The sequence below is a fragment of the Kitasatospora sp. NPDC023120 genome (genome assembly GCF_055560835.1).
The window spans coordinates 50,975-66,416 of the sequence record NZ_JBVHHY010000004.1 but is presented as its reverse complement, the minus strand read 5'-3'; the positions used below and the strand labels follow the sequence as shown (position 1 = coordinate 66,416).

General features: G+C 72.5%; 10 protein-coding genes. 1 reads left to right on the top strand and 9 read right to left on the bottom strand.

Features of this window, described 5'->3' with window-relative positions; genetic code table 11:
- Positions 1–50: 50 nt before the first annotated feature.
- Positions 51–527, bottom strand: coding sequence for a hypothetical protein (locus tag ACZ3TI_RS07235; RefSeq protein WP_465724333.1), 477 nt, complete (start codon positions 525–527; stop codon positions 51–53).
- 453 nt (positions 528–980) lie between these two features.
- On the opposite strand from ACZ3TI_RS07235, the gene ACZ3TI_RS07230 reads away from it, so the two are divergent.
- Positions 981–3,125, top strand: a complete 2,145-nt coding sequence (locus tag ACZ3TI_RS07230) for an alpha-galactosidase (protein ID WP_465724331.1) — start codon at positions 981–983, stop codon at positions 3,123–3,125.
- Positions 3,126–3,203: 78 nt separating this feature from the next.
- Here ACZ3TI_RS07230 and ACZ3TI_RS07225 read toward each other — a convergent pair whose 3' ends face one another.
- The 8 genes from ACZ3TI_RS07225 to ACZ3TI_RS07190 all read right to left on the bottom strand — a co-directional run bounded on the left by ACZ3TI_RS07225 (position 3,204) and on the right by ACZ3TI_RS07190 (position 15,282).
- On the bottom strand, positions 3,204–3,884 hold the full coding sequence (locus ACZ3TI_RS07225; RefSeq protein WP_465724329.1) for an HAD family hydrolase: 681 nt from the start codon (positions 3,882–3,884) through the stop codon (positions 3,204–3,206).
- 113 nt (positions 3,885–3,997) lie between these two features.
- Positions 3,998–5,992 carry a glycoside hydrolase family 31 protein gene (locus ACZ3TI_RS07220; RefSeq protein ID WP_465724327.1) on the bottom strand — a complete coding sequence of 665 codons (1,995 nt, stop codon included), beginning with the start codon at positions 5,990–5,992 and terminating at the stop codon, positions 3,998–4,000.
- A 134-nt stretch (positions 5,993–6,126) separates the two neighbouring features.
- Positions 6,127–7,680, bottom strand: a complete 1,554-nt coding sequence (locus ACZ3TI_RS07215; protein ID WP_465724325.1) for an alpha-L-arabinofuranosidase B — start codon at positions 7,678–7,680, stop codon at positions 6,127–6,129.
- Between the two features lie 91 nt (positions 7,681–7,771).
- Positions 7,772–9,322: an alpha-L-arabinofuranosidase B gene (locus ACZ3TI_RS07210; protein ID WP_465724323.1), complete on the bottom strand. Its 1,551-nt coding sequence runs from the start codon at positions 9,320–9,322 to the stop codon at positions 7,772–7,774.
- Between the two features lie 199 nt (positions 9,323–9,521).
- On the bottom strand, positions 9,522–10,502 hold the full coding sequence (locus ACZ3TI_RS07205; RefSeq protein WP_465724321.1) for a phosphotransferase family protein: 981 nt from the start codon (positions 10,500–10,502) through the stop codon (positions 9,522–9,524).
- A gap of 87 nt (positions 10,503–10,589) precedes the next feature.
- On the bottom strand, positions 10,590–12,872 hold the full coding sequence (gene yicI / locus ACZ3TI_RS07200) for an alpha-xylosidase (RefSeq protein WP_465724320.1): 2,283 nt from the start codon (positions 12,870–12,872) through the stop codon (positions 10,590–10,592).
- A complete protein-coding gene (locus tag ACZ3TI_RS07195) occupies positions 12,869–14,302 on the bottom strand; it encodes a GH1 family beta-glucosidase (protein WP_465724318.1) in 1,434 nt (477 codons plus the stop codon). The genes yicI and ACZ3TI_RS07195 overlap by 4 nt, the downstream gene beginning before the upstream one ends.
- Entirely contained in the window at positions 14,299–15,282 is a 984-nt protein-coding gene (locus ACZ3TI_RS07190) for an acetylxylan esterase (protein WP_465724316.1), read from the bottom strand. Before ACZ3TI_RS07190 ends, ACZ3TI_RS07195 begins: the two co-directional genes overlap by 4 nt.
- Positions 15,283–15,442 lie beyond the last annotated feature (160 nt).

Here is a 15,442-nt window from a genome sequence, read left to right as displayed (position 1 = left end):
GAACAGTGGCCGTGGCGAGGTTTGTGGTGGGCTTGGCGCAGCCGGTCCGTTCAGCCCCTGGACGGATCCGGCCCCTGAGGGTGGCCGACCTGCACACCGCCGTGGATCACACCGGCGGCGACCGAGCCTTCCCGAGCGCTGATGTGCACGTTTCCGCCGACCGCCATCCCGCCGTCACCGGCCGACACCTGAGCCTGCGCCGCGCTCTCGTCCAGCAGTTCGCGCAGCGCCTCGCCGGCGCGCTCGCGCTCGTCGTCCGGCAGGTCCTCCAGGAACGCCTCGAACCGGGTCTGCCAGGAGGCCTCCTGCCGGATCCGGAGCCGCTCCAGCTGCTCGCCCTCGGCCTCCGCGAGCTCGGTGGCTGTGCGGCCCAGCCGCTCCAGCTCGGCGCTCTCGCGCTGGGCGTCCCCCCGTCCGAACCAGGCGGCCACCCGGCCTCGGAACCCCTCCCATGCCTCGGTCCCGGCGGCGGTCATCACCGCCGTCCCACCGGACATGGCCAGCGCGGTCAACGCTTCGGACAGCATGGCGGATCCCCCCTTGTCGGCAACCGTGACGCCGACCGTACCGCGAGCCGGGCGCCCCTGCCCAGATGGACCTACACGCGGCTCCGCAGACGGGCAAGGGTAAGTGACCAGCCGTCAGGGGCACCGGCCATGGGATGTTCAGCGCGCGGCCGAACGTGCTATCTCTTGGAGTGCACTCCGTCGGGCGGGGGCACGGAACCGACCCGCCGACGAAGGGAGCCCGGACCCGCGACGCGGCGGACCAGGGCCTTTGTGAGCGTTGACCGAACTCCTGACGGAAGCAGCCCGTGGCCCGGGCGGACGAGGACGCTTCCGCGCCGGGCACGGCCCGTCGGCCACTGCGGCGACCGCATCGCCCCCGTGCCCACGGCTACCGTGCTGCCGAGGGTACGGCGTGGCACCCGTCGGGCATTGGACCAGGACCATCCATCCCATCCCCTGAACGAGGACGAATTGACTGAGGCGAATCTCGTCGTGCTGTCGGCCGGTGATACGGCCCTCGTGCTCGACGCCACCGGACCCGAGATGCCCCGGGTGCTGCACTGGGGCGTCGATCCCGGCTTCCGCGCCGGCGACGCCGCGCAGGTACTCGACGCCATGGGCCGAAGCTCGCGCCACCAGGCCGGGAGCCTGATGCCCTCCCAGGGGCGGGGCTGGGGCTGGTTCGGACGCCCGACCCTCGCCGGGCACCGCGACGGCCGGGTCCGCCCGACGCGCTTCGAGCTCGCCGAACCGGCCGCCGTGCGCGCCCAGGACGGCCGGGGCGGCACCATCCGCGTGCGGGCCCTGGACCCCGGCGCGGGGCTCGCGCTGGACACCGAGCTGCAGATGACGGAACAGAGCGTGGTGCGGCTGCGCCACACCCTGACCAACACGGCGACGGACACCTACACCCTGGACGTGCTGGCGTGCGTGCTGCCGGTCCCCGCCCACGCCGCGGAACTGCTGGACTTCGCCGGCCGCTGGGCCCGTGAGCGCTCCCCGCAGCGCGCCCCGCTGCGGCAGGGCGTCTGGTCGAGGGAGAACCGGCGCGGCCGCACGGGCTTCGACGCCGGGCTGCTGCTCGCCGGCAGCGAGGGCTTCGGCTTCCGGCACGGCGAGGTCTGGGGCGTGCACCCCGCCTGGAGCGGCAACCACGTCCAGTACGCGGAGCGGCTGGCCGACGGGACGACGGTCCTCGGCGGCGGCGAACTGCTGGACGCGGGCGAGATCCGGCTGGCGGAGGGCGCGTCCTACCGAACACCGTGGGTGTACTTCGCGGCCTCCGGCACGGGCCTGGACGGCATCAGCCGGGGGTTCCACGACATGCTCCGGGCCCGGCCCCAGCACCCGACCACCGCCCGGCCGGTCACCATGAACATCTGGGAGGCGGTCTACTTCGACCACGACCCCGAACGGGTACGCGTCCTCGCGAACACGGCGGCGACGGTCGGCGTGGAACGGTTCGTCGTGGACGACGGCTGGTTCCGGCACCGCCGCCACGACCGGGCCGGCCTCGGCGACTGGTACGTCGACGAGAAGGTGTGGCCCGACGGACTCCGCCCGCTCGCCGACCACGTTCACGGGCTCGGCATGCAGTTCGGCCTCTGGTTCGAGCCCGAGATGGTCAACCCCGACTCCGACCTGGCCCGGGCCCACCCCGACTGGTTCCTCGCCGACCCCGACCGCCTCCCGTACGAGCAGCGCAGCCAGCACGTCCTGGACGTCGCGCACCCCGACGCCCACGCCTACCTGCTGGAGCGGATCAGCACCCTCGTCGGGGAGGTGGGCATCGACTACATCAAGTGGGACCACAACCGCGACCTCGCCGACGCCGTCCACGACGGCCGACCCGGCGTGCACGCGCAGACCACCGCCGTCTACCGCCTGCTGGACGAACTGCGCGGCCGCCACCCCGGGTTGGAGATCGAGTCCTGCTCCTCCGGCGGGGCCCGCGCCGACCTCGGCATCCTCGAACGCACCGACCGGATCTGGGGATCGGACAACATCGACCCGATCGAGCGCCAGGCCATCCAGCGCTGGACCGGTCTGCTCCTGCCCCACGAGCTGATCGGCTCCCACATCGGCTCCGCCCCCGCCCACATCAGCCGCCGCGACACCACGCTCGCCCTCCGCTGCGCCACCGCCCTGTTCGGGCACGCCGGCATCGAAGCGGACATCTCGACCTGGTCGCAGGACGACCTGACCGCGCTGACCGCGTGGGTCAGTGCCTACAAGCAGCTTCGCCCGCTGCTCCACGGCGGAGACGTCGTCCGCGCCGACCACCCCGACCCGGCCGCCTGGGTCCACGGCGTCGTCTCGCGGGACCGGACCCACGCCGTCTTCGCGTACGTCCAGCTGGAGACCTCCGTCGCCGAGAACGGCGCGCCCGTACGCCTCCCGGGCCTGGACCCCGAAACCGACTACGTCCTGCGGGTACGCCCCGAACTCTCCTCCCCCGAGCACACCTGGCCCGCCTGGGCACGACGGGCGAGCGCACTCACCCTCACCGGCCGGTACCTCGCCCGAGTCGGCCTCGCAGCCCCGGGCCTGGCCAACCAGCCCGGGCAGGCCTTGGTGGTCGAGGCGCAGGCGAAGGCGTCGGTCTCGCAGAAGTAGTCCTCCGCCCACCGCCGGGCTCCCCGCCCCGACCGCAGGAGCAGGACCCTACAGTCGGGGTGGACCGTCCCGCCCGTCTCAGAAGAGGTCCAGCAGTTCCGCCAGGGACGCGATGGAGGGCACCGCCGTGGTGAGCGATCCCCGGCAGACCGCGCGCCCCGCGTACCCGAGCCCGATCGCAGCGGCGACCAGGTCGGGATCGTCGTCGACGAACAGGCACTGCCCGGGCGCGAGCTCCAGCGCGTCGCTGGCGTGGTGGTACATGCGCGGGTCCGGCTTGTTGCAGCCGAGCACCGCGGAGATCGCGTACGCCTCGAAGAACCGTCCGATCCCCAGCCCGGCGTGAAGGTCCGGCAGGTTGGGCCAGGCATCCGACACCACCGCCATCCGCACGCCCCGGCGGCTGAGCTCTTCCAGGGTGCCCACCACGTCCGGGTACGTCTCCAGGAGCGTGGCCGCCGGGACTTCGCGGCGCAGGTCGGCGAGGAGCTCCGAGGACGGTTCGACCCCCACGTGACGGAGCATCAGCCGGTGGTAGTCGTCGGGCGCGGGCTCGGGCGACGAGGCGGCGAGGAGCCGGTCGCCGGCCGCGAGGGCTGCCGCGAACTGTTCCGACGTGATCGACGGCACGTGGGCGAGAACGGTCTGCTCGAAGTCCGCCCGCGGGTTCCACCGGCCGCCGATCGGCTGCATCAGCACACCGCCCGAGTCGAACAGAACGGCGCGGAGGTCCTGCGGAGGAAGGGGTCGTGTCGTCATCGGATACCTCCGTGGACATCCCCGGCTTCAGCCGGGGGAGGAAACGGATCCCCTGCGAAGCAGGGTAAGGGGACTGCGTGGAGGGAGAGCTCGCACGGCCGTGGCTTCCTCCGTCAGGCCTCGGAAGGTGTCAGCCGGGCCGTGACGTCGGCACCTTCCCGTACGAAGACCGGGATGCGCTCCAGTGGGGCCTCGGCGTCGAGCGTCGTTCCGCCTTCCAGCACGCGGCCGGTGGCCGGGTCGCGCCAGCCGGTGCCGGACGGCAGGTACACCTGACGGGCCCGGACACCGGCCTCGTACACGGGGGCCACCAGCAGGTCGGGGCCGAGCAGGAACTGGTCGTCCACCTCCCAGGCGTGTCCGTCCTCGGGGAAGTCGAAGAACAGCGGACGCATGGGCGGGGCGCCGGTGCGGTGGGCGGCCTCGGACAGGCCGTGCAGGTACGGGCGCAGGCGCTCGCGCAGCGACAGGTGGTCACGGAGGATGCCGTACGCCTGCTCCCCGTACGACCAGATCTCGTTCGGCCCGCCGGTCATGTCCGTGGCGAAGGCGGGGTGGTTGGGCTCGCGGTCCCCATGCAGCCGCATGACGGGGCTGAAGGTGCCGTACTGGAACCACCGGATCAGCAGCTCACGGTACGCCGGGTCGTCCGGGTCGCCGCCGAAGAAGCCTCCGATGTCCGTGTTCCACCAGGGGATGCCGCTCATCGCGACGTTCAGCCCGGCCCTGATCTGGCGCCCGAGGGAGTCGAAGGTCGTGGGGATGTCGCCGGACCACAGCAGGGCGCCGTACTTCTGGCTGCCCGCCCACGCCGAGCGGACCAGCGACAGCGGCCGGTCCTCGCCCTCCGCGCGCAGGCCGTCGGCCACCGCGCGGGCGTGCTCCAGCGGGTAGAGGTTCGCGGCCTCGGCGGCCGGCCCTGCCGCGTAGACGGCGCGCTCGGCGAGGCCCGGGGGCACGTCGGGTTCGCAGGCGTCCAGCCAGAAGCACGCCACGCCCAGCGAACGGTAGTTGTCGTTCAGCCGCTGCCACAGCGCGGTGCGTGCTCCGGGGTGGGTGGCGTCGTAGTACGCCATCGGGCGGATCAGGGCCTGGCCGCCGTACCGGGACGGCCACGGGAAGGTGAGCAGACCGCCGCCGGTGTCCCGGACGAGGTGCCCGGCCGAGCGCAGCGCGTCGTACGCGTCGCTGTCGGGCTCGACGGTGGGCCACACCGAGACGGCGAGCTTCACGCCGAGGTCCGACAGCTCCTTGACCATGGCGGCGGGGTCGGGCCATTCGCTCTCTTCGAAGCGCCAGTCGCCCATCCTCGGCCAGTGGAAGAAGTCGCAGACGATGACGGACAGCGGAAGTCCGCGGTCCTTGTACTCCCGGGCCACGGCGAGGAGTTCGTCCTGGGTGCGGTAGCGCAGCTTCGACTGCCAGAAGCCCGAGGCCCATGCGGGCAGCAGGGGCGGACGGCCGGTGGCCCGGGTGTAGGAGTCCAGGATCCGGGCCGGGGTGTCACCGGCGGTGATCCAGTAGTCGATGCGCCCGCCGCCGTCGGCGGTCCACCGGGTGGTGTCGGCGCCCAGTTCGACGCGGCCCGTGGCGGGGTTGTTCCAGAGCAGTCCGTAGCCGCGCGAGGAGTGCAGGAAGGGGACGGCCGCCACGGTGTTGCGCTGGACGAGGTCGATCACACAGCCCTTCTGGTCCAGGCGTCCGTGCAGGTGCTGCCCCAGGCCGTGCAGCCGTTCACCGTCGTAGGCCTCGAAGGACTGCTCCGTCCGGCCGCCGGCCGCGTGGACGCGCGGGCCGGCGTGGAGCGCGTGCGGGCTGCGCTCGGCGAGGAGTTCGCGGCCCGAGACGGCGTGGCGGAATCGCAGCCGGCCGTCCGCCGAGGCCTCGACGGCGATGCTGCCGTTGACCAGGCGGGCACTGCCGTCGTCCGACACGGACACGTCGGCGTGCGGGGCGGGCCGCGGGTTCTCCAGCGCACCGGGGGCGGTGGGGTCGATGGTCGCGGACGAGGCCCGCACCCGGACGGCGTCCGGTCCCCAGGGCTCGACGCGGAGGATCTCTGCGGCGGTGTGCCGTTCCAGGGCGCCCGCGCGGATGCTGTAGGACAAGGTCGGTTCCTCTGCTCCTGGGGTCGGTCGGGTGGTGTCACCGTCGCTTCCGGGCTCCTCCGTCGCGCGAGCCGGGCCCGCCACCGCCGGCGAGGCGGTGGCGGGCCGGTGCGCGGTGGTGCTGCCGCGGTGGCTCAGCCCCAGGGCTGGGCGACCAGCCAGCTGGTGTCGGCGGCCCAGCTGGCACTGCTGTCCCAGCTGTTGGAGCCGCCGTTGCTCGCTATGTAGGCCGTGTAGTTGTAGTGCCGGAGGTACTTCGTCGGGAAGTTGACGGACTGGAAGGAGGTGCCGGTCCCGCTGTTGCCCCCGGTGGGGCAGAAGGTGGCGTCCTGGGCGAAGGAGCCGGCCCCGCTGTCGAAGTCCAGGTAGAGCTCGTAGTTGTAGTGGTGCAGGAACTGCCCGGGGTTGTTGGCGGACTCGAAGGACAGGCAGGAGCTGTCGGCCAGGCCGGCGCGGACGATCCAGGTGGCGTCGGCCTTGTCGGTGGCCGAGCTGGAGGAGTTCGTGTCGGAGATGACGACCTTGGTGTCGGCGTCGTCGTGGCGGAGGTAGTGCGAGGTGCAGCAGGGCGCGGTGGTGGCCCGCAGGGAGATCCGGGAGCCGGGGGTCAGCGTGCCGGTGCCGGTCGAGCCACTGGTGTAGCCGGCGGCGGTGATGTTGGCCTGGACCGCGTTCTCGGTGGCGTCCGACGGGTAGCCCTGGGTCATGACGCCTTCGTAGAAGGTGCCTTGGGCCCACTTGCTGTTGTCACCGCCGATGCCGAGGATGATCGCGCCTTCCTTGTGCATCGGGTTGTAGCCGGTGGCGTTGGGGCGCACGCCGTTGTAGAAGGTGGACAGGCCGCCCGACTGGGCGTCGCCCCCGCGGAGGGCCCACTGGTTCGGTCCGCCCTTGAGCATGGCGGTCAGGAAGCGGTTGTGGACGCTGGGGTCGTTGGCGTTGGATCCGCGGTTGACCCCGGAGAACAGGCCGTTCTCCAGGTCGGCCATGACCCAGGGTCCGTTGCCGCTGCCCGAGCCCCAGCTCTTGTTGTCGCCGAAGTAGAGGGCCTCCATGTGGCCGTTGCCGGTGTCCAGGCTGTTGGTCTCGGCGTTGCCGTAGTCGAAGCAGCAACCGCCGTTGAAGTGCGTGCCGTCGAAGATCGCGTACATGCCCTCGGGCTGGTCGCCGGTGGCGATGCCGTTGGTGTGGTTGTTCCGGTAGCCGGTGCCGGGGGCGACGTAGACGCCGTACGCCTTGTGCCCGCCGACGGTGACCGGCGCCTCGAAGGCGTTGGCGAGGTTGTCCGGACCGCCGGCCGCCCCGCCGGCAGGAGCCTGGGTGAGGTGGTTGCCCTTGCCGGACTGGTCGTAGAGGACGGTGATGACGCAGCTGGTGCCGGCGCAGAAGGAGTCCTGCGCGGCGGCGTCGGCGTATCCGCCGGTGCTCAGCAGGCCGATATCCCTGGTCGCGTTGTCGGAGGCGCGCCTGACCTGGTACAGCGGGCCGTTGTACGCGCCGTACAGGGCCCGGGTGGTGCTGTGCGCCGCCACGCAGGGCGTGTTGCCGGCGGCGTAGATGTCGCACGGCCCCTGGGTGGCCGCCTGCGAGGTCCCGGCCGCGCCGGTGAGCAGGCTGACGGAGAGTGCGGCGGTCGCACCGAACGCGAGGAAGGCCCGCCTGAACCTGCGGATCGACGGTTTGATCATGAAAGACTCCATTCACAGGGTGGGGTGTGAGGTGTGGTCCGGTTCGGCTCCGTCCGTTGTCGCCGCCGGACCCGGCTCGGGCTGCTGCTGGTCAGCTCCAGGGAGCGGCCGCGAGCCAGCTGGTGTCCTGGGCCCATGACGACGGGTTGTCCCAGGCGTTGGCACCGCCGTCGCTCGCGAGGTAGCCGGCGAGGCGGTAGTGGCGGACGTACTTGGCCGGGTAGTTGAAGGACTGGAGAGAGTAGCCGGTGCCGCCGTTTCCGGGCTCCACGCAGAAGGTGGCGTCGGCGGCGAACTGGCTGGTGCCGGCATCGGGCTGGAGGTGGAGCTGGAACGCGTAGTGCCTGAGGTAGCTGCCGGGTGTGTCGGCCGACTCGAAGGAGACGCAGCCGCTGTTCGCCAGGCCGGCCCGGACGATCCAGGTCGCGTTGCCCTTGTCGGTGGCGGAACTGCCCGAGGTCACCGGCGCGATCACCACCCTGTCGTCGCTCGTGTCGTGCCGCAGGTAGTCGCCGGTGCAGCAGGAGGCGGTGGCCTGCAGCGACACCTTCGTGCCGGGGGTGAACGGGGTGGTGGTGCTGTAGCCGGCCGCGGCGATGTTGGCCTGGACCGCGGCGTCGGTGGCGTCCGAGGGGTAGCCCTTGACCATGGCGCCCTCGTAGAAGGTGCCCGCGCTTGCGTTGCGGTTGGTCTGGCAGCAGTCGCCGCCGCTGCCGAGGATGACGGCGCCCTGCTTGTGCATCGGGCTCCATCCGCCGGGCAGTGAGCCGCTGTAGAGCTGGGTCAGGCTCCCGGACTGGGCGTTGGCGCCCTTGAGCGCCATCCGGGTGGTGCCGTCGTTCTTGAGCATCGCGGTGACGAAGCGGCTGGTCTGCGGGACCTGGCCGGGGTTCCACGTCTTGCTGCCGCCGGAGAACAGGCCGTTCTCCAGGTCCGCCTGCACCCACGGTCCGGTTCCGGTGCAGCCGCCGAACCAGCACTCCGTGCCGAAGTTGATCGCGTCCATGGCGCCGTTGCCGTCGGCCCTGTGGTCGGTCTCCGTGTTGCCGTAGTCGAAGCAGCAGCCGTTGTTGACGTGGGTGCCGCTGGTGACCATGTACTCGCCCTCGGGTGAGCTGCCCGTCGGCACGCCCCCCGTGGAGTTGTAGGCGAAGTAGCTGTTGCCGGGGTTGATGTAGAGCGCGTACGCCTTGCGGCCCCCGACGCTCAGCGCCTCCGTGTTCGCGGTGGCCGCCGTGTCGGCGCCGCCGGTCCCGCCCGGCCCCTGGTAGACCAGGGTGTTGCCGTCGCCGGTCTGGTCGTAGACGCGGGTGACGGTGCAGGTGGTACCCGCGCAGAAGGCGTCCTGCGCCGCGGCGTCCGCAACGCCTCCGGCGGACAGCACACCGACGTCCTGCAACGCGCTGTCCGAGGCCCGCCGCACCTGGTACAGCGGGCCGTTGTAGGAGGCGAACAGCGCGCGGGTGGTGCTGTGCGCCGCGACGCACGGCGTTCCGCCCGCGGCGTAGACATCGCACGGGCCCTGGGCGGCGGCCCCGGAGGCGGTGGCCGCACCGGTGAGCAGGCCGGCGACGAGCAGGGCGGTCGTGCCCGCCGCCAACAGCGCCCGCCGGGCGCGGGGCAGCCATGATCGTGTGGTCATGGACGAACTCCTTCGCGGGTGGAAGAAGGAAGGCGCTCATTTTGTTAGCGCTAACAATTCCGGCCGGGAAGGGTCGCGCGTGATGACGGCACGGACACCTCCCGTGCCGCAACGGGGATCACTATGGCCAGCCTTCAGGACACCGTCAAGACATCGCGCATTGACGGACGGTCCGGCCGTGGGGTCAGCGTTGCGCCCGTCACCCCAGGGCCCGGAGGCGGGTGACGGCGTCGGCGAGCATCCGGCGGCAGAACGCGAGGTGGTCCTCGCCGAAGCCGCACGGGGCGCACTCCACGACGAGCAGCAAGCCCAAGTACAGCCGGTAGAGCGCCAATCGGTGTCGAAGGCCGGCTGTGAAGTCGAGGCTGCCACCGGCCTCGGTGTAGCCGACGGCGAGGTCGCTCTCCGGGCCGGCGTCGCCGCCGAAGGCCAGCGAGACAAGCTCTGCGGCCGGGTCGCCCCAGAACGCCCGCTCGTGGTCGATGAGGCCGGTGATCCTGCGGCCCACCGGGTCCACGAAGATGTTGCCCGGCCAGAGGTCGAAGTGGACGAGGCGGGGCTCGGTGACCGCCTCCAGGGCGAGGCCGCCCTCGGACACCAGGGTGCGGAGGTCGCGGGGTGACACGTCCAGCGGTGAGCACCAGCGGTCGGCGTCCTCGAGCAGCGCCTCCACCATCGCGGTGAACGCCGTCCGCCAGTCGTGGGCGGACAGTGCGGACTCCGCCACGGGGTAGCCGAATCGGCCGTCCGCCGGGGCCAGGGTGTGCAGGCGGGCGGTGATCGCGCCGAGCTCGCGGCGCAGTGTCGGCCCGGCAGCCGGCGCCAGGCGGTCGCCCGCCTTGTCCCAGGGTGTTCCCTCCAGCACCGACAGGACGATGAACTCCTCGTCCGCGTGAAGCAGTTCGGGCGCCGGGACGGCGCCGTCCGGCAGGGTCGCGAGCCGCCGATAGACCATCGCCTCCGTCCCGAGGATGCCCCGCTCGTAGCGGAGCACCGGTGCGTCGGGCGGCGGGGCGAGTTTGACGACGGCCGGCCGGCCGTCGTCCAGCCGGACGCGGTAGGCGCTGTTGAACCAGCCCTCGGTCAGCTCGTGTTCGAGGCGGCACCCCACGCCGGCGGAGCCGCGCAGCAGGGCATCGAGCGCGGCGGGCGCGAGGTGGCGCTTGGTGCGGCTCTGCATCGGCGCTTCCGGGCGTGGGTCGGGTGGCAAGGGGACGAGGTCCCGCCCCACGGTGCGGTGGCGCGGGACCTCGCGTCGGGACCGGCCTCAGGCCGGGTAGGGCAGTTCGGCCTCCGCGGTGCCCGCGGGGCTGACGTGCAGGGCGCCGTCCGGGCCGCCGGTCCGCAGCTGCCACGGGTGCGGGCTGTCGGTGGTCACCCGCAGGCGGTCGCCGGTGCGGCGCACGTGGAAGCGGGCGCTCTCGCCGGGGCCGTCGCTGCGCGGGATCACGACGGTGCGCTCGGCGCCGTCCGCGAAGGCGTGCACCCGCAGTTCGACGCCCTGTGCCCAGACGGACACCGGACGCTGGTCGTCCGCCCCGAACGGGATGACGGAGTCCGGGCGGGCGAGCACCGGCAGGGTGTGGAAGCCGTGCTGCTCGCGCACCCAGCGCGGGCCGGTGACCTGACCGCCCGTGAGGATGTTGGTCCACGTCCCCTCGGGCACGTAGTACTCGACCGCGCCGTCCTCGGTGAAGACGGGCGCGACGAGCAGGTCGTCGCCGAGCAGGTACTGCCGGTCGAGCGTGGCGGCGGCCGGGTCGTCCGGGAACTCCAGCACCATCGCCCGCATCACCGGGACGCCGGTGGCGTGGGCCTGCTGCGCCGCGCGCTGGAGGTACGGCGCGAGCCGGTGCTTGAGCAGGGTGAACTCGCGGGTGACCTCGACCGCCTCGTCACCGAACTCCCACGGCACCCGGTACGACTTGCTGCCGTGCAGCCGGCTGTGCGAGGAGAGCAGGCCGAACTGGGTCCAGCGCTTGAAGACGGCGGGGGTCGGGGTGCCCTCGAAGCCGCCGATGTCGTGGCTCCAGAAGCCGAAGCCGGACAGGCCGAGGGACAGGCCCCCGCGCAGCGACTCCGCCATGGCGTTGAAGTGCGACTCGCAGTCGCCGCCCCAGTGCACCGGGTACTGCTGCCCGCCCGCGGTGGCGGACCGGGCGAACAGCATCGCCTCCCCCTCCCCGCGCTCCTCACGGAGCAGCTCGAACACCGACCGGTTGTAGAGCTGGGTGTAGTAGTTGTGCATCCGCTCGGGGTCGGAGCCATCGTGCCACACCACGTCGGTGGGGATGCGCTCGCCGAAGTCGGTCTTGAAGCAGTCGACACCGACGTCCAGCAGGGCGCGTAGCTTGTCGGTGTACCAGGCGGTGGCGGCGGGGTTGGTGAAGTCCACCAGGGCCATGCCCGGCTGCCACAGGTCCCACTGCCAGACGCTGCCGTCCGGGCGCCGCACCAGGTAGCCCTCCCGCATGCCCTCGGCGAACAGCTCCGACTTCTGCGCGATGTACGGGTTGATCCACAGGCAGATGCGCAGCCCCTGCTCCTTGAGCCTGGCGAGCATGCCGGCCGGGTCCGGGAAGGTGTCCGGGTCCCAGCGGAAGTCGCTCCACTGGTACCCGCGCATCCAGAAGCAGTCGAAGTGGAACACGCTCAGCGGGATGCCTCGCTGGGCCATGCCGCCGACGAAGCGGTTGACGGTGGCCTCGTCGTACTCGGTGGTGAAGGAGGTGGTCAGCCACAGGCCGAGCGCCCAGGCCGGCGGCAGGGCCGGGCGGCCGGTGAGCGCGGTGTAGCGCTCCAGGATCGCCTTGGGGCTCGGGCCATGGACGACGAAGTACTCCAGCGACTGGTCCTCGACGCTGAACTGCACCTGGCCGACGGACTCGGAGCCGACCTCGTAGCTGACCTTGCCGGGGTGGTTGACGAAGACGCCGTAGCCCCGGTTGGTCAGGTGGAACGGGACGTTCTTGTAGGCCTGTTCGCTGCTGGTGCCGCCGTCCGCCTGCCAGATGTCCACCACCTGGCCGTTGCGGACGAACGGGGTGAACCGCTCCCCCAGGCCGTAGACCAGTTCGCCGACGCCCAGGGCGAGTTGTCCGAGCAGGTGGTGGCGGCCGTCGGCGTCGGTGACGAAGCCGGTGCCGCGCTCCCCCACCGAGGTCAGGACCCGCCCTCCGGCGGTGAACTCCAGCTGCCACGGCGTGGAGGTGTCCACCCGCAGCGTCAGTTCGCCGGCGCAGAGCTCCACGACGTCGCCGTCCCGGCGCACCTTCCCGGCGCCCGCCTCGGCCCCGGGCAGCGCGAACTCGGGCCCGCCGCGCACCGACCCCGCGTGGTGGGTGGTGCGCACGCCGATCACACCCTCGGCGGGGGACCAGCACTCCACGGTCAGCAGCGGGCTGTTGAGCGTGTCACCACGGCCGCGCACGTGCTTCACGGGCGCGTAGAGGGTCATCCGGTCCTCGCCGGTGCGGACGTCGGCGACCTCGGTGGCGTAGCGCGCGGTGACGCCCGGGCGCATCAGCCAGTAGCCGTCGGTGAACTTCATCGTGCGCGTTCCTCCGTCCGCGCGCGGTGCGCGGTGATCAGGCCCCGGTACCAGTGGTAGCTGTCCTTGGGCGTGCGGGTCAGGGTTGCGTAGTCGACGTGGACCAGGCCGAAGCGCTGCGCGTAGCCGCGGGCCCACTCGAAGTTGTCCAGCAGGGACCAGAGGTAGTAGCCGCGCACGTCGACCCCGGCCGCGACGGCGTCGGCGACGGCGGCGAGGTGGCCGGCCAGGTAGTCGATCCGTTCCGCGTCGTGCACCCGGCCGTCGGGGGCGACGCTGTCGGCCTCGGCGGAGCCGTTCTCGGTGATCCAGATCGGCGGGAGCTGCGGGTAGCGGGCGTGCAGCCCGGTGAGCAGCTCGGTGAACGCGGACGGGACGACCGGCCAGCCCATGGTGGTGAGCCGGGTGCCGTACGGGTTCGGTTCGCTGACGCCGATGTCCGTGGCGGTGCGCCGTTCCGGGTCGGCCTCGCGGTGCGGGGCGGCCGCGATGGTGACCGGCCGGTAGAAGTTGATGCCGACGAAGTCCAGCGGCTCGCCGATCAGTTCGAGGTCGCCGGGCCGTCGCCACGGGCCGTCCGCGAGCCCCGGCCAGGTCTCGTCCTCGTGCTCGGGGTAGCGGCCGGTGAACAGCGGCTCGGTCCAGACCTCGTTGTGCAGGACCTCGGCGCGGCGGAGTGCGGCGAGGTCCTCGGACCGGCCGGAGGCGGGGTGGAGGCGGTCGAGGTTGAGCGTGATGCCGATCTCGCGGGCTCCGCCGTGGCGCAGCTCCCGGACGGCCAGTCCGTGGCCGACCAGCAGGTGGTGGGCGGCCGCCAGCGCCCCGCGGCCCTCCTGCGCGCCGGGGGCGTGCCGGCCTTCGGCGTAGCCGACGAAGGCGGTGCAGAACGGCTCGTTGAGGGTGATCCAGCGCTCGATCCGGTCCCCGTAGCGGTCGGCGGCGACGTTCGCGTACTCCGCGAAAGCCTCGGCGGTCTCCCGCGCGCGCCAGCCGCCCCGGTCTTCCAGGGCCTGGGGCAGGTCCCAGTGGTACAGGGTGGCGGCGGGCGCGATCCCGGCGGCCAGCAGTTCGTCGATCAGCCGGTCGTAGAAGTCCAGGCCCTTGGGGTTGACCGGTCCGGTGCCGCCGGGCAGCAGGCGCGACCAGGAGATGGAGAAGCGGTAGTCGTCGACGCCGAGCCCGCGCAGCAGGGCGACGTCCTCGGGGTAGCGGTGGTAGTGGTCGCAGGCGGTGTCGCCGGTGGCGCCGTCGAGGGTGCGGCCCGGGGTGTGACTGAAGGTGTCCCAGATGGAGGGGCCGCGGCCGTCCTCGTCGTGGGCGCCCTCGATCTGGTAGGCGGCCGTGGCGGCGCCGAAGCGGAATCCGGCGGGCAGGTCCGGGAAGGCCGGGGAGGTCACGGGTGTCCCGGCGCCGGAGGGCACGGTGCTCACAGCTCCGGCGCCAGCCCGCGCTCGCGCAGCCAGGCCAGCTGGACGGGCGGGTTGGAGCCGCAGCCGCCGGCGTGGTCGGCGAACGGCCACACCGTCATGGTGCGGTCCTCGCCCGCGTAGTGGTTGAAGGCGGCATAGACCGTCCGGGGCGGGCAGACCGGGTCCATCAGGCCGACGCTGAACAGGGCCGGAGCGGTGGCCCGCTGGGCGAAGTGGACACCGTCGAAGTACGCGAGGGTGGCGAAGGTCGGCTGCACGCGCTCCCGGCTGTGCCAGCGCAGGTAGCTGACGAGCTCCTGGTACGGGCCGTCCAGAGAGGTCTGCGCGCCCTCGCGGTAGTGGCACAGGAAGGGGACGTCCGGCATCACGGCGGCCACCCGGTCCCCGCTGAGCCCGGCGACGGCGAGGGACAGGCCGCCGCCCTGGCTGCCGCCGGCCACGACGATCCGGTCGGTGTCGAGACCGGGCAGCTGCGCGACGGCGTCGACGGCGCGCACGCAGTCGGTCATCAGCCGCCGGTAGTAGTGGTTCTCGGGGGAGTCGATGCCCTTGGTCATGAAGCCCCCGACCCACTGGGTTCCGTCGCCCGTGCCCCGGTCCGGGGTGTCGTGGCCCTGGCCCCGGCTGTCGACGACGAGCTGGGCGTAGCCGGCGGCGGACCAGAACAGGTGCTCGGTGGGCAGCCCGCGACCACCGCTGTACCCCTGGTAACCGACGACCACGGGCAGCGGCCCGTCCACGCCGCGCGGGCGCAGCAACCAGGCGGCCACCGGCTCGCCGTTCCAGCCGGGGAAGCGCACGTCGTCGACCTCGACGGTGCGCAGTCCGGACTGCGCGGTGACGCGTTCGGCCTTGACCGCACCGCCGTGCGAGCGGGCCTCGGCGAGGGTGCGCTGCCAGAACTCGTCGAAGTCCTGCGGGGCGATCGACTCAGGCCGGTAGCCGGCGAGTTCGTCGGCGCCGAAGTCGGTGACGGGCATGGGGGATTCCTCCGGGTGCTGCGAGTTCGAGGTCACGTGGTGGGGTGTGAGCAGGGACATCCGGGCCGCCTCCGGGCGGCGGTGACTGCGGGTCGAGGCCCGTGTGGCGGGCGGGATCGCCCGGGCGGTGAGCCGGGCTGGAACAGGTGGCGGCCCGTCT